Source organism: Agarivorans litoreus, assembly GCF_019649015.1.
Taxonomy (GTDB): Bacteria; Pseudomonadota; Gammaproteobacteria; order Enterobacterales; family Celerinatantimonadaceae; genus Agarivorans; species Agarivorans litoreus.
On the sequence record NZ_BLPI01000001.1, the window covers coordinates 3,626,871 to 3,651,672 of the forward strand.

9 protein-coding genes are annotated in these 24,802 nt (G+C 46.4%); 5 read left to right on the forward strand and 4 right to left on the reverse strand.

From position 1 onward, the window contains the following. The first annotated feature begins 113 nt into the window (after positions 1 to 113). Entirely contained in the window at positions 114 to 443 is a 330-nt protein-coding gene (locus K5L93_RS16755; protein ID WP_220720849.1) for a YggL 50S ribosome-binding family protein, read from the forward strand. A gap of 112 nt (positions 444 to 555) precedes the next feature. Here the strand turns inward: K5L93_RS16755 and putP are convergent, their stop codons facing one another. The 4 genes from putP to K5L93_RS16775 all read right to left on the reverse strand — a co-directional run bounded on the left by putP (position 556) and on the right by K5L93_RS16775 (position 7,173). After that, positions 556 to 2,052, reverse strand: coding sequence for a sodium/proline symporter PutP (putP, locus tag K5L93_RS16760; protein WP_220720850.1), 1,497 nt, complete (start codon positions 2,050 to 2,052; stop codon positions 556 to 558). Between the two features lie 80 nt (positions 2,053 to 2,132). Next, positions 2,133 to 2,831, reverse strand: coding sequence for a hypothetical protein (locus K5L93_RS16765; protein ID WP_220720851.1), 699 nt, complete (start codon positions 2,829 to 2,831; stop codon positions 2,133 to 2,135). Position 2,832: 1 nt separating this feature from the next. Next, entirely contained in the window at positions 2,833 to 5,985 is a 3,153-nt protein-coding gene (putA, locus tag K5L93_RS16770; protein ID WP_220720852.1) for a bifunctional proline dehydrogenase/L-glutamate gamma-semialdehyde dehydrogenase PutA, read from the reverse strand. A 420-nt stretch (positions 5,986 to 6,405) separates the two neighbouring features. Continuing rightward, positions 6,406 to 7,173 (reverse strand): helix-turn-helix domain-containing protein, encoded by a 768-nt coding sequence (locus K5L93_RS16775; RefSeq protein ID WP_220720853.1) that lies wholly within the window; start codon positions 7,171 to 7,173, stop codon positions 6,406 to 6,408. 246 nt (positions 7,174 to 7,419) lie between these two features. On the opposite strand from K5L93_RS16775, the gene K5L93_RS16780 reads away from it, so the two are divergent. The 4 genes from K5L93_RS16780 to K5L93_RS16795 are packed head-to-tail and all read left to right on the forward strand — an operon-like array spanning position 7,420 to position 24,687. Beyond that, positions 7,420 to 9,072, forward strand: coding sequence for an ABC transporter transmembrane domain-containing protein (locus tag K5L93_RS16780; protein ID WP_220720854.1), 1,653 nt, complete (start codon positions 7,420 to 7,422; stop codon positions 9,070 to 9,072). 1 nt (position 9,073) lies between these two features. Continuing rightward, positions 9,074 to 11,125, forward strand: a complete 2,052-nt coding sequence (locus K5L93_RS16785) for a peptidase domain-containing ABC transporter (protein ID WP_220720855.1) — start codon at positions 9,074 to 9,076, stop codon at positions 11,123 to 11,125. Positions 11,126 to 11,127: 2 nt separating this feature from the next. Next, positions 11,128 to 12,453: an HlyD family type I secretion periplasmic adaptor subunit gene (locus K5L93_RS16790; protein ID WP_220720856.1), complete on the forward strand. Its 1,326-nt coding sequence runs from the start codon at positions 11,128 to 11,130 to the stop codon at positions 12,451 to 12,453. A 12-nt stretch (positions 12,454 to 12,465) separates the two neighbouring features. Further along, positions 12,466 to 24,687: a VCBS domain-containing protein gene (locus K5L93_RS16795; RefSeq protein ID WP_220720857.1), complete on the forward strand. Its 12,222-nt coding sequence runs from the start codon at positions 12,466 to 12,468 to the stop codon at positions 24,685 to 24,687. Positions 24,688 to 24,802 lie beyond the last annotated feature (115 nt).

Below are 24,802 nucleotides of genomic sequence, written 5' to 3' on the forward strand. Positions count from 1 at the left end.
AACAAAAACATCAAGTTGACACTTTTTACTGTGCATTTTTGGTGTGGAGTTCGGTGCGTTTAGTTGGTTAAATAGGGCGCAACTTATGTTAGGCATTACACCTAAGGAACATCATGAATAAAACAACAAGTCGCAGATTGCGCAAGAAGCTATATCTTGAAGAGTTCGCAGTATTTGGATTTGAATGCGCTTGCGAGTTAGATGAAACAGAAGCTGGTTTTGATGTGTTTTTAGATGAATTTGTCGAAGTGGTTGAAGCGCGCGGGCTTATTATTGGCGGTGGTGGTTCTGCTAAGGAATTCGCAGCATTTGTGGCTTCGCAGCAACGCTATGGCTCGGCTACTGAAGAAGACCGACAGGCTGTTGAGCAATGGTTAGGTGCCCAAGAGGGTACTTCTAAGGTTGTAGTGGGTGAGTTAGTTGATGCGAACTACGGTATGTAGCAGGAGTTGTAATTGGTATTAACAGCCAAATCGCATTGCTGTAAAAAAGCCGTTTACCCTTGGGTAAACGGCTTTTTGTTTAGCTGTATTTAACTGCCTTGCGGTTAACGGCTTAGTCTAATTCTACCAGCTGTTTTTCGTATTTAGCGTGAATGCTATGAATTGCTGGTGTTGCGCCACCTGTGGCTTTGCTCACTGCAATAATGGCAATGCTGGCGAACAGGAAGCCGGGAACAATTTCATAAATGTCGAACAAGCCGCCACCTAGTTGTTTCCAAACTACTACGGTTACGCCACCTAACACTACGCCGGCTAGAGCGCCGTTGCGGTTCATGTCTTTCCAGAACAAGCTAAGTAGTAGTGCAGGGCCAAAGGCTGCGCCAAATCCTGCCCATGCGTAAGACACCAAACCTAGTACCGAGCTTTCTGGGTTCATAGCCAGAATTAAAGCTACTATCGACAATGCGACTACGGCGATACGGCCAACCTTAACAATCTCTTGTTGGCTGGCTTGCGGGCGAAAGACTTGTTTGTAGAAGTCTTCGGCTAAGGCAGACGACGATACTAATAATTGTGAGTCGGCGGTACTCATAATCGCAGCCAAAATAGCTGCTAATAGTATGCCGGCAATTACTGGGTGGAAAATAGCATTTACCAACAGCATAAAGATGGTTTCGCCATCTTTAATATCGCCACCTAGGTGAGAATCTACATACAAAATACCTACTACACCAATAAGCAGCGCGCCAGCCATAGAAAGAGCTGTCCAGCTTACTGCGATGCGACGGGCGGTGCCGATGTCTTTGTTGCTTCGAGTGGCCTGAAAACGCGCCAAAATATGTGGCTGACCAAAGTAACCTAAACCCCAAGCCACTAGCGAGATAATGGCAATGGCCGATAAAGGCTCGCCTTTAACGTCGGTCCATAGGTTTAGTAGCTCTGGGTTTTTAAGGGTGAGGGCTTGGCTTAAGTCTCCAAAAGAGCCTTCCATTGCGGCAATTGGCACGATCATTAAGGCGGCGGCCATTAATAAACCTTGCACTAAATCGGTCCAAGATACTGCTAAAAAGCCACCAAATAAGGTGTAAGACACCACACAAATGGTGCCGACAATAACTGCGGTGGTGTAGTCTAAACCAAACACTGTTTCAAACAGTTTGCCGCCAGCCACTAAGCCAGAGCTGGTATAGAACAAGAAAAACAGCAAGATAAAGAAGGCAGAGATTGATTGCAGTAATTTAGATTTATCTTCAAAACGGCGCGCAAAAAACTCAGGAATGGTTAAGGCGTTATCCATCACGATGGAGTAGGTGCGTAGGCGTTTGGCGCAAATAAGCCAGTTTAACCAGGTGCCAACGAGTAAGCCGCCGGCCAACCAAATGGCCTCGATACCGGCTGCGTATGCGTAGCCAGGTAAACCAAGCAGTAACCAACCACTCATATCTGATGCACCAGCCGATAAGGCTGCGGGCCATGGGCCTAGTGAGCGACCACCTAAGAAGTAATCTTCTGAGTTGGCGGTGCGTTTATAGGCGTAAATGCCAATTGATAGCATAACGATTAGATAGGCTATAAATGTAGCACTGATAGCAAAGCTATTTTCAATCATTCCTTTTTCCTTTTATTGCTGAGTTCAGCATGTTGGTTTATTTGGGTTGTCGCTGCTAATGGCTAACCAGGCCCTTAGGTTTATTCGCCGCTGCCTAGCTCAAGCAAGCTGGCGTTACCACCAACGGCGGTAATGTTTATGGTTCGTGTGCGCTCGGTTATAAAGCGCAAACAAAGTGTTGGTTCACTGAGTTGGCTAAGGTTACACATATCGGTTTCATATATGAACTGCGCAAGTTGGCCATCTCGTTCTGCTGCCAACTGGTTGTAGTGGATGCAATTTTGCTTAGTGCCTGCTAATGCAATGCCCGCAACCAGGCTGTTTTGTGCAAGTTGCGGTCCCAAGGTATAAGCCAAGGGCTGTGCCACTCTATCTGGGCAGCCGGCACGCAGTAGGTCGCTCAGTACTTCGTCTATAGGGCTATTTGCAGCACAACAAATAACGGTATTACCAGCCACCAACGCTGCGGCCATTAAACCTACTAGGGCTTCGTTGCTGGCAGTTTCATCGGCCACCAACAAAAAACAGCCACGGCCAGCGGTATATAGCTGGTTGCTTTCGCCCGTAGGCCCTTGTAGCTCATGCTCGTTAGCAATAAGCGCTAGGGCTTGTTGGCATTGAAAACGGATCATTGCTGCACATTCGTGGTAGCTTTGGTCTCGTTGGCCAAGCAGTTGCGCCCAAGCGAGCAGTAACTCGCTACGTTGAGCCACCGTGTGTTGCTGCCAAGCATCTTGCATTGCAAGACTTTGTTTTAATACTTTGTTAGTCGTGGTCATATTAGTGCTCCTGCTGGGCAAGGGTGGTGCTTATGTTCGCCTTAGCAAAACGGTACAAATAGTGCGGGCCACCCGCTTTAGGACCAGTGCCTGAAAGACCCTGACCACCAAAAGGTTGTACCCCTACAACGGCACCTACTTGATCTCGATTTACGTAGCAATTACCCACTCGAGCACGCTGCTCGATATGCCGATAGGTACTTTCATTACGACTATGCACGCCCAAGGTTAAACCAAATCCACTTTGATTTATTTGATCGATCACCCTATCAAGTTGATTTGATTGATATTTAATCACATGCAAAATAGGGCCAAAGTGTTCTTGTGTTAATTGAGCAATGTCTTCGATTTGATAAGCGCACGGCGCAACAAAGCTGCCTTTGCTGCAATCTTCCGGAAGCGCTACTTGGTAAATGAGCTGAGCATTCTTTTCTAACCAGCTAACATGAGCCAGCAGTTTTGTTTGAGCTTGTGGGTCTATCACCGGGCCTACATCGGTACTTAGTTTTTCTGGATTACCAATGGCCAGTTCTTGCATAGCACCAGCAATCAGCGAATAGACGCGTTCGGCAATATCCTCTTGAATAAATAATACTCGCAGCGCCGAGCAGCGCTGGCCCGCCGAGGCAAAAGCTGAGCGTAGTACATCTCTTACTACTTGCTCGGGCAGGGCGGTGCTGTCTACGATCATGGCGTTTTGGCCGCCAGTTTCGGCAATCAGCGGCACAGGTAAGGCATCGCGTTTAGCCAGCTGTTTGTTAATGGCTTGCGCAGTTGGCGTTGAGCCGGTGAAGGCAACACCTGCGATACGTTTATCGCTGCATAAGGTTTGACCTAGCAACGCGCCATTGCCCAGTATGAGTTGGATAACTTGCTTAGGAATGCCTGTTTCTAGTAGCAATTCTATACAGCGAGCAGCGATAAGGCTGGTTTGCTCGGCAGGCTTGGCGATGACGCAATTGCCGGCAACCAAGGCGGCCGATACTTGGCCGATAAAAATGGCTAAGGGGAAATTCCACGGGCTTATACACACAAATATGCCGCGCCCTTGGTAACTTACTTGCTGCGCTTTACCGCGAAACGAGCGTTGCTGCATCGGCGAGCTAAAGTGTTGAATGGCTTGCTGTGGGTAGTAGCGTAAAAAATCTACCGCTTCGCGAATTTCGTCAATGCTGTCTAATACTGTTTTGCCCGCTTCGCGATGGCACAAGGCCACAAGCTCAGGCATGTTTTTTTCAAGCTTATCGGCTAATTGCAGCAAGTAGTTGGCACGCTGGTTTACTGGCGTTTGTTGCCATAGTTGGCAGCCTTGTTCTGCTACATTAATCGCTTGCAAGGCTTGTTCTGCATTGGCCCACCTTACTTCTCCAACCTGCCGAGTTCGCTGGTAAGGCGCTGTTATAAGATGGCGTTCGCCACTTTGAGCTTGCCCTTCAATAATTGAGCTGGCTTGCCATTGGTGGTTGCCCAAAAACTGGCTGACTTGTTGTTCAAAGGGCTGCCATTCACTTTCTATGTCGGTGGCAATGCCTTGGGAGTTTTGCCTTTGCTCACCAAACAATTGTGGCGGCAGGGCTATTTTGGGGTTATGTAAGCAGCTGCGTGATTGCAATAAATCTACCGGATGCACGGTTAAATCAGTGACCGGACAACGGGCATCTACTAAGCGATGAACAAACGAGCTATTAGCGCCATTTTCTAATAAGCGGCGCACCAAATAAGGCAGCAAATCTTTATGGCTGCCCACTGGGGCGTAAATGCGTACTTCGCTATTTAGCAGTTGTTTGGCATGGCTATATAGCGCTTCGCCCATGCCGTGTAAGCGCTGAAACTCAAAGTCTTGGTGAGTCGCGATGGCCGACACCGCGGCAATAGTTTGTGCGTTATGGCTAGCAAACTGCGGATAAATAAGCCCACGAATATGCTCACTAAGCAATAAACGCGCACAGGCTAAATAGCTCACGTCGGTGGCTTCTTTGCGCGTAAATACTGGGTAGCCGCGGTGGCCATGTTGTTGAGACAACTTTAACTCGCTGTCCCAATAGGCGCCTTTTACTAAGCGCATGGGAATGATATCGCCTTGCTGCTTGGCCAGTGTTGCCAACCAAGCAATTACCGCTAATGCCCGTTTCGAGTAGGCCTGTACCACTAAACCAAATTTGCCCCAGCCTTTAACTGCTTGGTGCTGGTAGAGCTTGGCAAATAGCTTTAAGGAAATTTCTAGGCGGCCGGCTTCTTCGGCATCAATGGTAATGGCAACATCCTGTGCTCGGGCATGTTTTAGCAATGCCAAAACCGTATCAAATAGCTCTTGTAGTACCTTTTCGTGGTTGGCTGCTTCGTAGCGAGGATGCAAGGCCGAGAGCTTGATTGATACCGAGGCCGCAGGGTGAGCTTCACTAGTACTTGAACGTTGCTTAGCCACAACGCTAATAGCTTGGTGATAGTCGTTAAAATACTTTTGAGCATCTTGGCGGGTAAGGGCCGATTCGCCCAGCATATCAAAAGAATAAGCAAAGCCTTGTTGTTGCAAAGGCTCGCCATTGTTTAAGGCTTCTTGAATATTGCGGCCTAGTACAAACTGATGCCCCATTATTTTCATGGCTTGATGCATGGCTTGGCGTATCACTGGCTCGGAGAATTTGTTTACTAGCTTGTTGAGCACCTTGCTGGCTTGGCCATCTTGCGGGGTATCTAAACTCACTACTTTACCGGTTAGCATCAAGCCCCAGGTAGAAGCATTTACAAACAGTGAGTCTGAGTTTCTAAGGTGAGACTTCCAATCTGCCACACTCATTTTGTCACGAATTAACGCGTTGGCGGTGGCACTATCGGGAATGCGCATTAGCGCTTCTGCCAAGCACATAAGCAGAATACCTTCGCGGGTATCTAGGCTGTATTCAAGCAGTAAGGCGTCGATCATTTGCACGGCATTTTTGTCGGCGCGAACCCGTTCGATAAGTTGAGTGGCCAACACCGTAGTTTGGGTTAACTCACTTGGGCTAGGTTTAGCGAGTGGGATAAGTTGGCTTAACCAGCTTGACTCGTTTACAGCGTAAAGCGGCGAAATGTATTGCCAAACTTTGGTTAAAGGCTGCTCAATAAACGAAGCTTGGGTCATGGCCTTAGCATCGAGTTGCATAGTGTTGTGCATGCTGGATCCTCGTGTTGCCATCCTCTGCGAGGGGACAGAGGATGTTACGGCTTTGTTATTTAGAGGCCGATTGTAGAGCGCTTTGGGCGTCGCGTATTTCGAAAAACTCCGCGTTTTTTTCGAAATTCTCTGTTGATGAACAAAAAGCGAAGCAAGCGTTTAACAATCTATTTAACCTGAACTTGGGATGAGAGAGTGACGATAACTCTACTACCCAGTACTTAATCTAGCTTCATGTTTCTAGCGAGATAGTTTTGCTTAGTTCTAGGCGAAGCTGCGCGCCAATCTCTAGCCTATTGCAAGTGGCTTCGACACCTAAATAAGTAAAAACAGCCCTTACAAACTGGTTTATTTTCCCGAGCTCAGGTTATTCATGTTGCTTATTTATAGTGTAGTCAGCCTAGGCGGGGCGAGTTAGCTTTAGCTGGCTTGTTTGCGGTAGCGAGCAGGCGTGATGCCATAAAAAGTGCTAAAGGCACTGGTAAAGCTACTTTGGCTAGCAAAACCACAGCGATGCGATATTTGCTCAATGCTTAATTGCGGTGTAGCTAAAAGCTGTTTAGCCGCGTTAAAACGTTTGCGTAGCAAATATTGGTGCGGGGTTAATCCAGTTTGTTGGCGAAACAATAAATGAAATTGGCTTTCGGCTAAAAACACGCAACCCGCAAGTTGCGCAACGGTAATTTTTTGCTGCAAGTGTTGTTGAATGTAGCGGTCGATATGCTCCATTTGCAGGCGGGTGACCTTAGCTTGGTGTTGTTTGCTTTGAGCTAGGTGATTTTGCAGTACACACAACAGGGTATTGGCGCAGGCCTCGGCTAGCATGGTGTCTTGCGGCTTAGTTAGCATTTCCTGACAAAGTGCATTGACGAGAACTTGCGATTGGTTGGCTAGCTTGAAGTAGGATTGATGTTCGAACAACAGCTCGATTTTGGTCTGCAAACTAGCATGTTGTGTATCGGCCAGATTAATAACCAAGATTTGATTTCTGCCTACCCCGGTAAAAGCATGATCTGCAGAAGCGGGCACTAAGCAACCTTGACCTGGCCCAACCAAATTAGCTTGACCTTGAATGTCAAACTCGGTTTGTCCTTGCACGCCAATCACCACCTGAAAATACTGATGGCTATGGTGATGAGAGTGGCTGGGTAATGCCAGCACTTGAGCTAAGTTGGCTGATTCATTCATATCTGTTTGTTTAAAAAGTAATAAATAGATTTAAATGACAACATATACAGTAATGCTGAAATTATGAGCTAGATTAACGCTCACTGATAGTGAATTAGTTTTGTATTTGTGTCAATTTTGTTAATTAATATGTTGAGCCCTATTCGCAGGCTTAAATAAAAACTCACCAAAAAAGAAAAACTTCGATTATTTGCTAGGCTTATCAATAACTCATCGCAGTGTTTATTGAGAAAGGAAGCCAGCTAAATGAGGTATGCGTTAAGCCTATTGTTTCGAAACCGGTCAGCAATCGATGTATTGCTTTCTTCTATGTTTATTAACCTTCTTTCCCTCGCGTTGCCCTTTGCTATGTTGCAGATTTACGACCGCATATTACCTAACCAAGGCTACGGCACGGCTACGGTTCTTATGCTCGGTGTAGCGGTGGCTATTATACTAGAGCTAGTGTTGCGATATATACGTAGCTGGTTATTGGCTTCGGCAGCCGCTAACTTTGAGTTGCATACCACTATTGACGCGGTGAAAGCTTTACTCGCCAGCAGTTTTGAACCTATCGCGAAACTTGGCAGGGGCGGGGTATTTAATGGCTTAAGTTCAATAGCTGGTATGCGAGACCTATATTCTGGTCAGGCGGCCTTGGCCCTGATTGACTTCCCATTTGTTGTTATTTTTTTAGCTTTGGTTGCCTATATCGGTGGGCCTTTGGTTTTTATTCCTATCGTAGTTTGGGCGTTAATTGGCTTATTGGTCGCGTTAATCGGTAAGCAACTTGCCCTGGCTACTCAGGAGTTGGCATTAAGTGAAGCTGAGCGCTCTCGTTTACTACTTAATGTGTTATCAGGCCTTACTACAACAAAAGCGTTAGCGATGGAACAGGGCATCTCCAATTATTACCGAGAGATAAACTACAAACGCCTACAACAACAACAGCGCGTTGATTGGTTATCTGCCAAGTTACAAGAGTTGATTCAAGGTGCGTCGCAAGGGACAACCTTGGTGTTGGTTTTATTGGGGTGTTTAATGGTGCTGGATGGCCAGTTAACAACAGGGGGGTTAGCAGCATGCTCTATTCTGGCGGGTCGAGCAGTTGCTCCTTTAAGTGCCATTATTAGTTTGCGTTCTAGAATGTTGACCGCCAAGTCTGCTATGCAGCAAGTAAAACAACTTGTCGATCTAGAAAGCGAAAGATTTAGCGCTGAGCATTGCTATCAACAAAAGTTACCGACAGGACCAATTTGTTTTAGTCAGGTCAGTGCCGAAACTTCTGTGGCGCGTATTCATCAGGGGGATTTTTCTGTGCCGGCTGGCAGTATTGCAGTGCTGCAATCTAATCCTCTTAGTCATGCCAGTTTAGTGTTAAGTATGCTAGCTGGCTTTCATCAGCCACAGCAAGGCCGTATTGATATTGCGGGTGTTGAACTTGGCCAGCATGACGCAAATGAGTATCGACAATCTGTAGTGTATTTAGCACCTTGGCCTACCTTGTTTGCTGGCAGTTTGATGGAAAACATGACCCTGTTTCGACCTGAACTAGAAGCCAATGCCATGGTGTTAGCAGAAGAGTTGGGTTTAAGTGCTGCTATTGCTTTGTTGCCAGCGGGTTACCAAACTCGTGTGGGGGACAGTGGCAACCAAATGCTTAACAAGGGAGCGATTAAACTTATCGCCTTGGTGCGCGCGTTAGCGCAGCAACCATCTATTCTGCTACTTGATGAACCGATGCTGTCTTTAGATGCGGATGCTCAACAGCGTTTACTGGCTTTGCTGAGTAAGCAAGGTGATGATATGACGGTGTTGATTGCTTCGCATTTCGAAGAGGTTAAAGCGCATAGCGATGTGCTAATTAATGTTGCGGAAGATGGTTCGTTAAACCTACAAAAGCTAGCTAAGGAGGCTTGATATGGAAGATCAAGCTATTGATTTAAGACCTTTATTAATCACTTTGCTGCAACAGCTAGGTTTGTATTCTCAGGCTAACAATGTTGCCGAAGATCAGCGTTTGGACTCGCTTGGGGTGTTGGCGTTTACCGAGTTACTCAAAAAGCATCATGTAGGCTTTTCAGTTCATCGTCATCTACCTTCTTTGGTAGAACAAAGTGCCCACCCTTTTGTGCTGATATCAGAACAACAAGCACCCGTTTTATTGCGGCGTCATGGAGAACAGCTTGAAAAGTTCGATCAGCGTTGGCAAGCCTGTGATCCCGCATTTATTGGCGAAGATGCCCACTTAATAATGATTGAGCGCTTGCCTCAGCAGGGCTCATCTGCGAAAGCTTTTGCTGAGCAAGTGAGCAAGCGAAGTAAATGGTATCGGCCGGTATTTTGGCTCAGTTTATTGTCTAGCTTGATGGGATTAGCCGTGCCGCTATTTACAATGGCAGTTTATGACCGTGTAATTGGCGGTCAAACACCTGAGGTATTGCCCAGTATTGCTTTAGGTGCGGCGTTAGCCTTAAGTATTTTAGTTGCATCACGCTTGATTAGAGCCAAAGTGATGTCTGCAGCGAGTAACCACATGGCCAGGGACTTATCTGAAGTTACCTTTCAACGTTTGCTAAACATGCCATTAATGGTGTTGTCGCGAGTGGGTATCGCTAACCATGTGGCGCGTATGCGTAATGCAGAAAAAGTTCGCACGGTGTTATCTGGCCCTGCCGCAGGCGGTTTAATCGATTTACCTTTTACCTTTATTGCCCTAGCTACCATTACCTTGTTAAGTGGTTGGTTAGTACTGGTGCCGCTGCTGATGTTACTGGTGTTTTATTTAGTTATGCGCCTAATGCATAACTATATTCAAAGCGCGTCTCCTACAGTATCCGGTGAATATCAAAATGCGCTTAACGAATTAGCAAAAAATCTCACTCAGCTAAAAGCGGCCGGGCAAGTAGGTGCTTGGACTACTAAGTTTGCTCGTTTATGCCGAGAGAATAGCCGGCAGAACTTTCGTTATGCCGCGCGCAATGGGCTACTGGCTGCTGTTGCTCATGCTTTGAGCTTATCTACTGCTTTAGTGACCGTGTTTTGCGGTATCTTCTTGGTGCTTAATCAAGCAATATCAGCCGGGGCGTTGATTGCCTGTGTCATGCTGATATGGCGAATCACTGGCCCCGCTCAATTGGCGTTTAGTTCCACGCAAAAGTTCGCCTTGCTAAAGGGGGCCGCTGAGCAATTTGACCGGTTCATGCAGGTTAAAACCGAAAACAGTGAATTGCGTTTAGATGTGCCGGATATGACACGCCCTCCCAGTTTGTCGTTCCAGCATTTAACCCTGCGTTACAGTGCCGACATGGAGCCCGCGTTGTCGGCTGTGAATGCCGATATAGACGCCGGGGATATGGTGGCGGTTATAGGTCCTAATGGTTGTGGTAAAACCTCATTGTTGCTATCCGCTTTAGGGGTAATTGAACCTCAAGCTGGCTATGTAGCGATAAACAACAAAAACATTCGCCAGTACGATCCTGAGCTAGTGCGATCTTGGGCTGCTTATTGCCCGGCTGAGCCAGATTTATTCCCAGGTTCTCTAGCTGACAATCTGCGTATTGCAAATACTGAAGCTAGCGACCAGCAACTCATTGATGCCTTGTATGCGGCTGGAGGGGAGGCGTTGTTTAATACATTAAATAAGCAGCTTGATACCCCATTAACCAGCGGAGATGGCGCAATGCTTTCTGCGGTAGAGGGAAGCTATATTAGCCTAGCGAGAGCATTGCTAAAAGGCTCTCCTTACCTATTACTTGATGAGCCTTTAGCAAATCGAAACCCGGCTGCTAAGCACCAGCTAATTAACACACTAGAAGGCCTGCGAGGTAAGGCTACTATAGTGTTTTCTAGTCACGACCAAGAATTAATAAAATTGGCAGATAAAGTCATTATTTTAGACAAGGGCGCTGCGGTTTATGTCGGTCCTATTCCTTCGCAACAACCTCAAGCTAATAACCAAACGGAGCAGTAAGTATGGAACAACGTCAATTGGCTAAGCGAGTTTGGCCAGAGCATGAGTTTACTGATGCTATTGAAGCCCCAGCTGAACGCAAACTTATTCGTCGCATTACTTGGTTTATCGCTGTTTCAGTATTGGGGATGCTGTTGTGGTCAATTTTTACTACCGTTGAAGAAATTGCTAAAGCAAAAGGACAGGTTGTTCCGCTCGGACATAGGCAAGTGATCCAAAGCCAACTTGGTGGAACATTGGCGTCGGTGAGTGTTGAAGAAGGTGATGTGGTCAAGCAAGGAGATATTCTCGCTAATTTTGTTGCTATCGACAGCCAGTCTTTAGAAGAAGAACTATCGAGTAAGCAAGCTAATTTAGAGTTGCGCATAGAGCGCTACAACGCTTTTGTTGAGCAGCGCGCTGCTGATTTCTCCGCGTTTGAAAGTGAATACCCTAAATTAGTGCAGCAGCATCAATCAGCGCTAAAAAGAATGAATAATGAGTTAGAGGCAACCTCAGCACTTACTGAATCAGAGATAGCGAAAGCAAAAGCAGAATTAACCGCGGTTGAAAATGAGGTGCCAGCCTTGAGCGACCAAATTGCCGCGTCGCGTAAAACGATTAACATGATGAAGTCTCCTGGTGGCATTCAAGTGGTGTCTAAGCTTCAAGTTTTAGAGGCTCAACAAAAGCTAGATTCTTACGTGCGAGAATTAAAATCGTTAGAAGGCAAAGAGCAGGTATTAAGTAAAACGCTAACAAACTTAAATAAGCAATTAGAGCAAAAGAACGCAGCCTTGTTTAACCAAGTGGGGGAAAAACGTGCCGAGGCGCAAGCTGAGTTGTTAGGCATTGAGGCTCGCTTAAAATCTTCCGGTTCTCAAGTTTCTCAAACTACCGTTTTAGCGCCGGTTGACGGGATTGTGCAATCTATTCCTACAACCTCTTCTGGCAGCGTTATTGCTCCCGGCGGAACGGTTGCGGTGATTGTACCAACCACCAAAGAAGCGCTCATTGAAGCAAAGTTATCTCCGCGTGATATTGGTTTTGTCACAGAAGGCCAAGCGGCAAGAGTAAAAATAGATGCCTTTGATTACAGTCGTTATGGGGCTTTAGATGGGATTGTGCAAAGGATTTCTCCTTCTACTGATACCGATGAAAAGGGGGGCGTTTTCTACAAGGTAAAAATTAGCATAGAAAAACCCTATTTTAACGATGATCCCGAGCGCTTTGGGCTTATTCCTGGGATGACAGGTGAGGTAGATATTGTGACGGGTGATAAAACGGTATTTCAATACTTATGGAAACCGGTATTTACCAACATAACCACTGCCTTTGGTGAACGTTAAGAGAGGTTTGTTATGACTAAGCAGCAAGACAAATCATCCCTAAAAGCGAAAAGTAAACTTACTAAAAGCAGTAACAGTGTCGACAAAGATAAAGGCATAAAAAAAGCCAAGCGTATTGATGAAGATGTAGCACGGCTTAAGGCAAAAGAGTTACGGGATGTAAAAACCGCAGGTTTAAGCAATCAAGATTTAGTTGCTGATAAATCTCATCAGCAACTGCTAAGTGAGCAGCAGGCTATACCAGATGAGGGGTTATTGTCAGAAGCCACAAATCCGTCAGAGACAATTTCGGAAACTGGTAGAGGTGGGGAATCTGCTAATGCTAAATCCTCCGAATCCGATGACACTTCAAAAGCCGTTGCTGGCGCTGCCTTGGTGGAAGCTCCCTTAATTGATGGCAGCAAAGCGACAGCAAGAGTGGGTAAAGGAGGGGGTAGCAGTGCCAACTCTCATTGGTTTGCTACACATTCACTTCTTAATCATGTTGGGGTTAAGGGTTTAACGAGCAACCAGTTGGCAAATGTTGAGGGTAATCATTATAAGCCCAGTGTGACAGTACAACAGCTTACTAAAGTTAATCACTCTCAAACTGATCAGCAGCAAGTACCGGTTATTCATGCTGAAGGGGCACAGCAACAAAGCGGATCAGTAAAAGAAGATAAAGTGAGCGAGGTGAGCGGTCAGTTGCATGTTTCTGGTGTTGACGCTAACCAAGTAAGCTGGGCAGTTGAGTCAGGAAATGGGGTATATGGCCAGCTGGTTGTAGACTCTCATACCGGGCAGTGGCGTTATCAGTTAGATAATACACTAGATACGACTAATGCTTTGGCTGAAGGAGAGCACCATAGTGAGCAATTTGTTGTTGTAGTTAAAGATAATCTGCAGCATCAAATCAAGATGGTGGTTTCAATAGAGGTGGAGGGCAGTAATGATAAACCCCAAATCTCTGGTTTGCACCACGCCAACGTTACTGAGATGTCTGCACTTTCAGAAGTTGATGGTCAGTTATTTGCTAAAGATCCAGACCATAGTGAGCAACTACAATGGGCAGTTAGCCACTCTCAAGGCCAATATGGCCGATTAACTATTAACCCTGATAATGGGCAGTGGCAATATCAGCTTGATAACAAGCAACCAGCAACCCTTGCGTTAACCGAAGGGCAACAGGGGGTTGAGCACTTTGTTGTTAGTGTTACCGACAGTGCTGGTGAAGTAGTTAAGCAAGACTTAACCATTCAAGTTCTTGGCACTAATGAACAGGCGATCATTGGCGGAGGGTATAGTGGCGTTCTCACCGAAGACAAAGATGTTCATCAAGGGCAACTGCATGCAGATGGTGTATTAACAGTTACTGATGTGGATAGTGGTCAAAACCAGTTCCAAGCAGGTGTATTGCAAGGTCAATTCGGTACGCTGAGTATCAATAATCTGGGTCATTGGACTTACACAGCTGACAACTCACAAACTGCTATTCAAGGCCTTAAAAGCGGTGAATCGGTTACAGATACCTTAGTCGTTCATTCAGTCGATGGCACTGAGCAAAAAATCACTGTTACGATTAACGGCACTGATGATAAAGCCGTGATAGGAGGTACTGCAACCGCCAGTCTCACAGAAGATAAAGATGTTCATAGTGGTCTACTTCGCGTTGATGGTGCGCTGACTGTCACTGATGTTGATGCTGGAGAAAACCAATTCCAAGCAACATCTTTACAAGGGCAGTTTGGTACGCTGAGTATCAATAATCAGGGTCATTGGTCTTACACTGCCGATAATTCTCAGCCTACGATCCAAGGCCTAAAAAGCGGTGAGTCACTTACCGATACATTGTTGGTGCATAGCGTCGATGGCACCGAACAGAAAATCACTGTCACCATTAACGGCACTGATGATAAAGCCGTGATAGCAGGCACCACCACCGCAAGCCTGACTGAAGATAAAGAGGTTCATAGTGGCCTACTTCGCGTTGATGGGGTGCTGACTATCACCGATGTTGATGCTGGAGAAAACCAATTCCAAGCAGAAGTATTGCAAGGCCAGTTCGGTACGCTGAGTATCAATAATCTGGGTCATTGGACCTACACCGCTGATAATTCTCAGCCTACGGTCCAAGGCCTTAAAAGCGGTGAGTCACTTACCGATACATTGTTGGTGCATAGCGTCGATGGCACCGAACAGAAAATCACTGTCACCATTAACGGCACCGATGATAAAGCTCAAATCGCAGGCGCTTCTACTGCAAACCTCACTGAAGATAAAGAGGTTCATAGTGATCTACTTCGCGTTGATGGGGTGCTGACTATCACCGATGTTGATACTGGAGAAAACCAATTCCAAGCAGGTGTATTGCAAGGTCAATTCGGTACGCTGAGTATCAATAATCTGGGTCACTGGATCTACACCGCAGACAACTCACAAAGTTCAATTCAAGGCCTTAAAACTGGTGAATCATTAACGGATACGTTATTGGTTCACAGCGTCGATGGCACCGAACAGAAAATCACTGTCACCATTAACGGCACTGATGATAAAGCTCAAATCGCAGGCGCTTCTACTGCAAACCTCACAGAAGATAAAGAGGTTCATAATGGCCTACTTCGCGTTGATGGTGCGCTGACTATCACTGACGCCGATGCAGGCCAAAACCAATTCGCTGCTACCTCGTTTCAAGGTCAGTTTGGTACTCTTTCAATCAATGAATTAGGTCATTGGACTTACACTGCCGATAATTCTCAGCCTACGATCCAAGGCCTTAAAAGCGGTGAGTCACTTACCGATACATTGTTGGTGCACAGCGTCGATGGCACCGAACAGAAAATCACTGTTACGATTAACGGCACTGATGATAAAGCCGTGATAGCAGGCACCAGCACCGCAAGCCTGACTGAAGATAAAGACGTTCATAGTGGTCTACTTCGTGTCGAAGGTGCACTCACTGTTACCGATCCCGATGCAGGGCAAAGCCAGTTTGCGGCCACTACACTGCAAGGCCAATTTGGTACCTTGTCGATTAATCAATTAGGCCATTGGACTTACACAGCTGACAACTCACAAACTGCTATTCAAGGACTTAAAACGGGTGAGTCACTCACCGATACCCTGCTTGTGCACTCGGTGGATGGTACCGAGCAAAAGATCACTGTTACGATTAACGGCACCGATGACAAAGCTGTGATAGGAGGTACTGCAACCGCCACATTAACCGAAGACAAAGATCTTCACAGCGGACAGCTTCGCGTTGATGGGGGGCTGACTATCACCGATGTTGATACTGGAGAAAACCAATTCCAAGCAGGTGTATTGCAAGGTCAATTCGGTACGCTGAGTATCAATAATCTGGGTCACTGGACTTACACCGCTGACAACTCACAAACTGCTATTCAAGGCCTTAAAACGGGTGAGTCACTCACCGACACGCTACTAGTCCACTCTGCTGATGGCACTGAACAACAAGTCACCGTGACCATTAACGGCACCGATGATAAAGCTCAAATCGCAGGCGCTTCTACTGCAAACCTCACTGAAGATAAAGAGGTTCATAGTGGTCTACTTCGTGTCGAAGGTGCACTTACTGTTACCGACCCCGATGCAGGGCAAAGCCAGTTTGCGGCCACTACACTGCAAGGCCAATTTGGTACCTTGTCGATTAATCAATTAGGCCATTGGACTTACACAGCTGACAACTCACAAACTGCTATTCAAGGACTTAAAACGGGTGAGTCACTCACCGACACGCTGCTAGTCCACTCTGCTGATGGCACCGAGCAAAAGATCACTGTTATGATTAACGGCACCGATGACAAAGCTGTGATAGGAGGTACTGCAACCGCCAGTCTCACAGAAGATAAAGATGTTCATAGTGGTCTACTTCGCGTTGATGGTGCGCTGACTGTCAGTGATGTTGATGCTGGAGAAAACCAATTCCAAGCAACATCTTTACAAGGGCAGTTTGGTACGCTGAGTATCAATAATCAGGGTCATTGGACTTACACTGCTGACAATTCTCAGACTGCAATTCAAGGCCTTAAAAGCGGTGAGTCGCTTACCGATACCTTAGTCGTTCATTCAGTCGATGGCACCGAGCAAAAAATCACTGTCACTATTAACGGCACTGATGATAAAGCCGTGATTGCTGGCACAGCAACAGCAAGTTTAACTGAAGAGAAAGAGGTTCATCAGGGGCAGCTTCGAGTCGATGGGGCGCTGACGGTAACGGATGCGGATAATGGTCAGGCACAATTTACCGCGACCTCATTACAAGGGCAGTTTGGTACTCTTTCAATCAATGAATTAGGTCATTGGACTTACACCGCCGAAAATTCACAAGCGACTATTCAAGGTTTAAAAACTGGTGAATCGCTTACCGATACCTTAGTCGTTCATAGTATCGATGGCACCGAGCAAAAGATCACTGTCACCATTAACGGCACCGATGATAAAGCTCAAATCGCAGGCGCTTCTACTGCAAACCTCACAGAAGATAAAGAGGTTCATCAGGGTCAACTTCGTGTTGATGGGGCGCTGACTGTTACCGATGTTGATACTGGAGAAAACCAATTCCAAGCAGGTGTATTGCAAGGTCAATTCGGTACGCTGAGTATCAATAATCTGGGTCATTGGACTTACACTGCCGATAATTCTCAGACTGCAATTCAAGGCCTTAAAAGCGGTGAGTCAGTAACTGATACCCTGCTGGTTCATTCTGTGGATGGCACTGAACAACAAGTCACTGTCACAATTAACGGGACTGATGATAAAGCTCAAATTGCAGGCGCTTCTACTGCAAACCTCACAGAAGATAAAGAGGTTCATAATGGCCTACTTCGTGTCGAAGGTGCACTCACTGTTACCGATCCCGATGCAGGGCAAAACCAGTTTGCGGCCACAACACTGCAAGGCCAATTTGGTACCTTGTCGATTAATCAATTAGGCCATTGGACTTACACTGCCGATAATTCTCAAACCGTTATTCAAGGGCTGAAAACTGGTGAATCGGTTACAGATACCTTAGTCGTTCATAGTATCGATGGCACCGAGCAAAAGATCACTGTCACCATTAACGGCTCTAACGACTTACCCGTTATTTCAGGAGTATCCTCAGGAAACGTTATTGAACAGGGAGAAAATATTACTGGGAAAGCGAATGCGACTGGCACCCTTATTGCGACTGATCTTGACTCAACTGACAGTATTCAGTGGGCGATTAGTCAACCTCAAGGTCAATTTGGTAATTTATCAATCGATCAGCAAGGAAACTGGCGTTATCAGTTAGATAATTCAACAGGTGGCACGACAGATAAGCTGGCTGCAGGTCAACAGCAACAAGAGACATTTTGGGTAACGGCAACTGACTCTTCAGGAGTGGCTATACCACATAAAGTTGTTGTTGATGTAACGGGGAGTAATGATAAGCCTATTGTCACTGCCTGGGCTCAACTAGCAGCCGGAACAGAAGACAAACCTGTCATAATTCAAATCGCAGATCTACTCAGACACGCAAGCGATATTGATACCACTGATACTCTGCGAGTCGAGAACTTGCAAGCCTCCCATGGTCACCTCATAAACAATAACGATGGCAGCTACACCTTCACTCCAGATAAGGATTTTAATGGTGAAGTTCGCTTGAGCTATAACGTAGTAGATGGGCAAGGTGGCAGTGTTAGTACCCAAGCCAAATTTGACCTAGCAGCATCTCCCGATAATGCAGTTATTACCGACGCCCAAACAAACCCGAACTTACGGGGTGTCACTGAAGATCGCGGCTATATCGATACTCACTACAAACTTAATTATAACGGCCAACTGAACATCCAAGACCCAGATGCCGGTGAAGCTAAATTTGATCCAAATATTGGCCCACAAACCAACCAAGGTATTGGTTATGACACTAAGCTAGGCGGCCATGTGGTGCTAATGCAAAATGGTCATTACACCTACACCTTGGACAATCGAAACATTCAACACCTGGCAGAGGGAGAAGCGATAAAAGACTCGGTTGTTATTCGCTCAGCGGATGGCACCACTCATACCATTGAAATGACGGTTCACGGTACAAATGACAGACCCACGATTGCTGCACAGTCGCATACGGTTATTGAAGGTGGTGCCCTCATATATGGGCAAATGCGTGGGCAAGATATTGATACTGGCGCAACACTGCATTACTCAACTCCCAAAATTGATGGACTGATATTTAACACTGATGGCAGCTATAGCTTCGATCCGAGCAACTCAAGTTATCAATCCTTAGCATCTGGCGTCACAAAAAACCTTACCATCCCGGTCACTGTAACCGATGAGCATAATGCCAGCTCTACTCAAAACCTTACTATTAGTATTACTGGAGTTAATAACGCCGCTGTCATTGGCGGTGTCGATATCGGCAGTGTTACCGAAAATTCCGCCGGTAAAGATATGTCACCTGACTATGCGCAACCGGGTATGGCTCACCTTGGCCGTAACCCGCTGTATGCCAGTGGCACCTTAACCATTTCGGACTTGGATTCCGGCGAAGCAGCCTTCAACACTCACGGGGTCGGCTTTACCTACTCGGGTAAATTTGGTGATCTACTGCTGCAAGAAAATGGTCAATGGTCCTATTATGCTGATGCTGGCGGTGTGCGCATTAAAGGTGGCTACGCGTCCCACAGAGGATCGACAATTGACCAGCTCGGTGAAGGACAGAGCCTGACCGATACCATTACAGTTTATTCAAAAGATGGCACCTCTCATGACATTGTTATCACCATTCATGGCAGTAATGATCGCCCCTATTGTTCGTCAGAAGTGCAACTTAATGCAGGCACTGAAGATACTCGCCAAACTATTACAGTCGCGCAATTGCTACAAAACACGGTTGATGTAGATAAAAATGATGCTGGGCTGCTGAGCATTGAGAACCTGCGTGCCGACCACGGTTCCATTAAGCATAATCAAGACGGCAGTTTCACCTTTACACCAGAGAAAGACTACAACGGCGCGGTGCACTTTAGCTATGACGTCAAAGATGCCCACGGCGGAATAACCCACACCAACGCGAGTACGACTCTTGCGGCGGTTAACGATAACCCGGATGTGACGCCTCTAACTGACAGTGTTACTGAAGGTACTGACAACCACCATTCCTTGAATCTGCTATTAGGTGCCACAGATAAAGAGGGCGACGCGTTAACCATCAGCCATCTGGAATATGCTATTGATGGTCAGCCTCAGTCGGGCCAACTTCCAACGGGCATTACCTTAGGCGCTGATGGGCATACGTTGATTGTTGACTCCACTGATGCCGCATTTAATCATTTAGCAAATGGTCAGTCGCAAAAGGTGGCTATCACCTATCAAGTAGAAGATGGTCATGGTGGGAGTACACAGCAAACCGCTACGCTCACTATAGTAGGTACTGATGATAAGGCCACACTGGTATCTAATGTTATTCAATTAACCGAAACACAAGCGATCGATAGTCAGTTTACAACCTATAAAGGCAACCTTCAGCTTATCGATCCTGATAGTGGTGATCACACACAGTTCTCTCAGTTTAGCGGTACTTATTTAGGCCAAGGATTTGAGCCTGGGCATCTTAATATCTGGCCTGATGGCTCTTATCAATTCATGTTAAATGCAGGCACTAATCGCCATGCAGATGATCTCATTAGTAGCCTACATGCTGGTGAGTCGATGGAAATCCCTTATGAGTTTATTACTAGCGATGGTCAAAAACTCACCATAATGGTTAAAGTGATTGGTGAAGATGATAAAGCAAAAATAGAAGTTGGCAAATATTCAAGCTTTAATGAAAATGCTTATGAAGACAAGCTTTCACCAGGAAGTACGCCTAACCAAGTTCGTGCAGGCGGCACGTTACAGGTGATCGACCCAGATCATGACCAAGCCGGTTTTATCGCGCAAAATATCACTACCGCCGATGGTGGACATTTCAATATCAACGCACAAGGTCATTGGGCTTACACGATTGATAATGACAAGTTACAACATCTAGGTGCTGGCGAAAGCTATCAAAAAATATTTAACGTGGAATCTATCGATGGTAGTGCACATAAAGATATCACAGTGACCGTTCACGGCACCAATGATGCCCCCGTCGCAACAGCTGAAGTACGTTTAGCGAATGGATTAGAAGATAGCAAAATTGTTCTCACCTCTGCACAATTGCTTGCCAATACTACCGACATTGATGACAACGATATTGGAAAATTATCCATTGAAAACCTACAGGCTGATCATGGCGCTATTGCGTTAAATACCGATGGCACCTTTACGTTTACGCCAGAAAAAGACTATAACGGCGAGGTGCATTTTACTTACAATGTGAAAGATGCCCACGGTGGTATTACACATACAGGTGCATCCATCAACCTAGCTGCAGTTGACGACAAAACTGTATTTGGCGGCGTTACAACTGACTCTGTTAAAGAAGACATCGACCCTGGTGCCAACTCTTATGGCAACTTTGGTGGCAGCCGTTTTGCTGGTACCCAATGGCATCAACTAACGATTACGGATACAGACAGTAAGGTTGATCAAATCGACATTGAGTTTGGTGGAAAAACTGTTACTTGGCAAGTCGGGTCGCCTCTTGATATCCAAACCAATTATGGCAAGTTCGAACTAACAACATATTCCCATGGCCCGCACAAGGGCGAGCTAGTTTGGTTGTATAACGGTGATAATCGCAACCCATCGATTCAAGGTTTAAAAGAAGGGGAATCTTTACACGAAAGTATCACTTTAGTTGCGCCAGACGGCACCCGCCAAGCACTGTCTGTAGAGATAAAAGGCACAGAAGATCATGTGATTATTGATGCCCCCAATCATCTTGGCGATGTGATTGAGCATCAATCAACAGGCGCACAAGTCAGTGGTCAGCTACAGGCCCATGATAGTGATACTCATGATTCAGTGAGCTGGGCCATTACCCAAACTGCTGGTAAATATGGTGAGTTTTCAGTTGATACCGATGGTCACTGGCACTACGTGGTAGATGAAGCAAAAGCAGGTGCTTTGGGGCAAGGTGATGAGTGGAACGAGCATTTCACCATTGAATCGCTATCAACTGATGGGAGCAAAGTGAGTAAAACGGTCACTGTCGTCGTGCACGGTAGTAACGATGCTCCAACTGTGACAAGTGGACTTGTGTTGACCCAAGGCAGTGAAGATAAACAGGTTATATTAACCCAACAGGATTTGTTAGCCCATGCCAGTGATAGTGACCGCAACGATCAAGGCTGGCTAAGCGCCACCCACTTAACAGCCGATCATGGGACAATCAGCACCAATGCCGATGGCAGCTTCACCTTTACCCCTGAGAAAGACTTTAACGGCGATGTTCACTTTAGTTATGACGTCACCGATCGTCATGGCGGTGTCACCCATACCAGCGCAAGTACAACCTTAATGGCGGTGAATGATGCGGCCCATATCAATGGTCAGTCACAAGCATCATCGAACGTCAATATATTCGAAGATAGCGCTACAAACCGCCTTACGGGGCTGCTGGCACTGACCGATGTCGATAGTGGCGAAGCCAACTTTGTGCCACAAGCTCATTTACTGGGGCAATATGGTGAAATAAATTTAGAAGCAGATGGCCACTGGGCATATAGCCTAAACAACAACTTAGCCGCAACCAATGCCTTAAAGGCAGGCCAAATGGTCACCGATAGCTTTACCTTTAGTTCACCCGACGGCACCGCTAGCCACACCATCAACATTCAAGTTCACGGCCATGATGATCGCCCTAGCCTCAGCCTCAACGAAGGGGAAGCACAGCAGTCACTCGATCTCTTTGGCGGGCTTAATGCTACGGGCGTGAGAAAATTGCAATTTTCAACTGACGGTATCCACTTTTCTAATCGGGTGCCCGATGGTTTTATGCTTGCCAGAGACGGGCATACCTTGCAGGTCGACCCCGCCCACAATAGCTACAACCACTTAGCTAACGGCATTGCCTCAACCATTGACATTAAGTATCAGTTACAACAAAGCGCGGGCAGCAACCTACAAGCCTCGCAGCAGCAAGCACGAGTAGTTATCACTGGCACCAGCGACAAACCGATTATTCACAGCTTTAGCCCGCATTCGCCACAAAACAATGGCCCGGTTACAGGGAATCTACTCCAAGGCGCAACAGATGTGGATGATGGTGCACACTTAGAGCTTCATGATGTGCAGTATAAAGATCCTGTAACGCAGCACTACGTGACGGTTCAAGCGGGGCAAACTCACAACATTAGCGGTGTTGGGATGATTGCGATTTCAGCCAATGGCGACTACAGCTTTACTCCAAACAACTCTTTTAGTGGGCAAGTGCCTTCTCTTATCTATCGAGTAACAGACACGCACGGTGATTATGCGGATAATAGCCAGAACACCTTGAGTATTCATATAGATCCATACCAGCCTCCCTTTATTGCACCGTTAACGGTAGCACTGGCAAATGATACCGGTAGCTCGGCTACAGATTTAGTCACTCAGGATGGGACGCTTAGCATCTCAGGCCAAACAGCGGGAATGCAGGTAGAGTATTCTATTGACGGCGGCAAAAATTGGACTACTCAATTTTCGCCAATTGAAGGGGTCAATCAGCTACAGGTGAGACAGACTGATGGTGCTGGGCATGCTTCAGCAGCCAGCAGTCTTAGTTTCACCCTAGACACCCAATCACCTTCGCCACATATTAGTCTTGATCCTGTTACCGCCGATAACGTGCTTAATCAAACAGAGCTTAGTGCTAATCTAGCGGTCACTGGGACAGTGAGCAGCGAGGTCAATGTAGGAGATAAGGTTACCCTTACGCTGGGGGCACGCACATACACCGGTGCAGTTGATGCTAATCATCAATTCTCTATTGACGTTCCCGCCGACCAACTGGGCAGTCACACCAATATCATGGCATCAATCACTATAACCGATGAAGCCGGAAACAGTGCCACCGCGACAGATAACCATCACTACAGCATAGATACAGGCGCAAGCATTCGGGTTAACCCCATTTCCGGAGACAATATTATTGAAGCGAGTGAACACCACCAAGCGATTGATATCGCTGGTACCGTGTCTGGGGTTGAAGATGGACAAGTGGTTACAGTCTCCATTGGCGGTCATCACTACCAAGCTGTTGTGGCTCATGGCGCCTGGAGTACTTCCTTAACCGCAGTAGAGGTGCAAGCACTGCCGGGAGGCACGGTTGATGTTACCGCCTCGGTTCACGATCTTGCTGGTAACTTAGCATCCATACACAGTCCTTTATTCGTTGGAGATAGTGCTAATCCAGTACCGAGCTTGAGCTTTAAAGCGCCACCGACACCTACAGGCGGTGGCAGTATTGGCTCGCACATATCTGGCGATTTGGTCGTCCCCCCGTTAATACAACAACTCACCCCTAATTTACCCAGCGGAGGTTGGGCAATTACAGATGGTAAGGGTCATACCTCAACCAGCCTACATGGCCAATATGGCACCTTAACTATCGACCCTGATACCGGTCACGTTGATTATGTTTATAGTCAAGCGCCAACCCCAGGAAACAAGGCTGCTGGAGGCAGCCATTGGGCAGGGCAAACAGTATCAGAAGAGCATCATGATGTATTTCAAGTTGTTTATCATGATGCGCATGCGTCAAATGTCGATGTCAAAGTTAATCTAGATGTGACTTATGTTCATGGACATAGCGGTCATAATCAAACGTCTACTCATCTTGTTGCTATGACCGTCACACCTGACACGTCTGTGGCTATGCCACCTGCAGCGGACATGCACGACGCACCTGACGACATAATGGCTTTTAGCGCAAGCATCACTGAAGATGAATCATCATTTGACCATGTAGTATCAGATATTGGCGCTGCCGATGAAAGTACTCCTCACCAGTCGGTGCATTTAGACCCGCTAAATCAGTCGGAGGCCAGCTCGCCCATCGATCACTATTTACAAATGGTTGGCGTAAGTCATGCCGATATTACGCCGGCTTCTGAGGTACCTTTGACGACAGACTTACCTGATATGGCAGCAACACAGATTAACCAAGATGAAGAATTGTTTGATAGTCAGCCTATCGACGCGTTTGAAAATCCACTAGATGAAGATAAACATGAGCAACATAAGCTTAATGAGCAAGTCATACACGATGACACACTCGTTCAGCATCAGGTGAATCAAGATAATGATGATGACTTATTACATCAAGCTTTAAACGATATGCATAATCAGTGGTAAATATTGAGTTTATGCTTAATCTTTCATGGCTATTTGCTTTGAATTTAGATTAAATGTGGCTATTCAGTTTATTTTAGTAAAATAAACTGAATAGGGTTGCATATTTAGTTTTTTC

Coding starts and splice junctions, on each gene's coding strand:
- K5L93_RS16755 (WP_220720849.1), top strand. CDS start 114: ATGAATAAAACAACAAGTCGCAGATTGCGCAAGAAGCTATATCTTGAA.
- putP (WP_220720850.1), bottom strand. CDS start 2,052: ATGATTGAAAATAGCTTTGCTATCAGTGCTACATTTATAGCCTATCTA.
- K5L93_RS16765 (WP_220720851.1), bottom strand. CDS start 2,831: ATGACCACGACTAACAAAGTATTAAAACAAAGTCTTGCAATGCAAGAT.
- putA (WP_220720852.1), bottom strand. CDS start 5,985: ATGCACAACACTATGCAACTCGATGCTAAGGCCATGACCCAAGCTTCG.
- K5L93_RS16775 (WP_220720853.1), bottom strand. CDS start 7,173: ATGAATGAATCAGCCAACTTAGCTCAAGTGCTGGCATTACCCAGCCAC.
- K5L93_RS16780 (WP_220720854.1), top strand. CDS start 7,420: ATGAGGTATGCGTTAAGCCTATTGTTTCGAAACCGGTCAGCAATCGAT.
- K5L93_RS16785 (WP_220720855.1), top strand. CDS start 9,074: ATGGAAGATCAAGCTATTGATTTAAGACCTTTATTAATCACTTTGCTG.
- K5L93_RS16790 (WP_220720856.1), top strand. CDS start 11,128: ATGGAACAACGTCAATTGGCTAAGCGAGTTTGGCCAGAGCATGAGTTT.
- K5L93_RS16795 (WP_220720857.1), top strand. CDS start 12,466: ATGACTAAGCAGCAAGACAAATCATCCCTAAAAGCGAAAAGTAAACTT.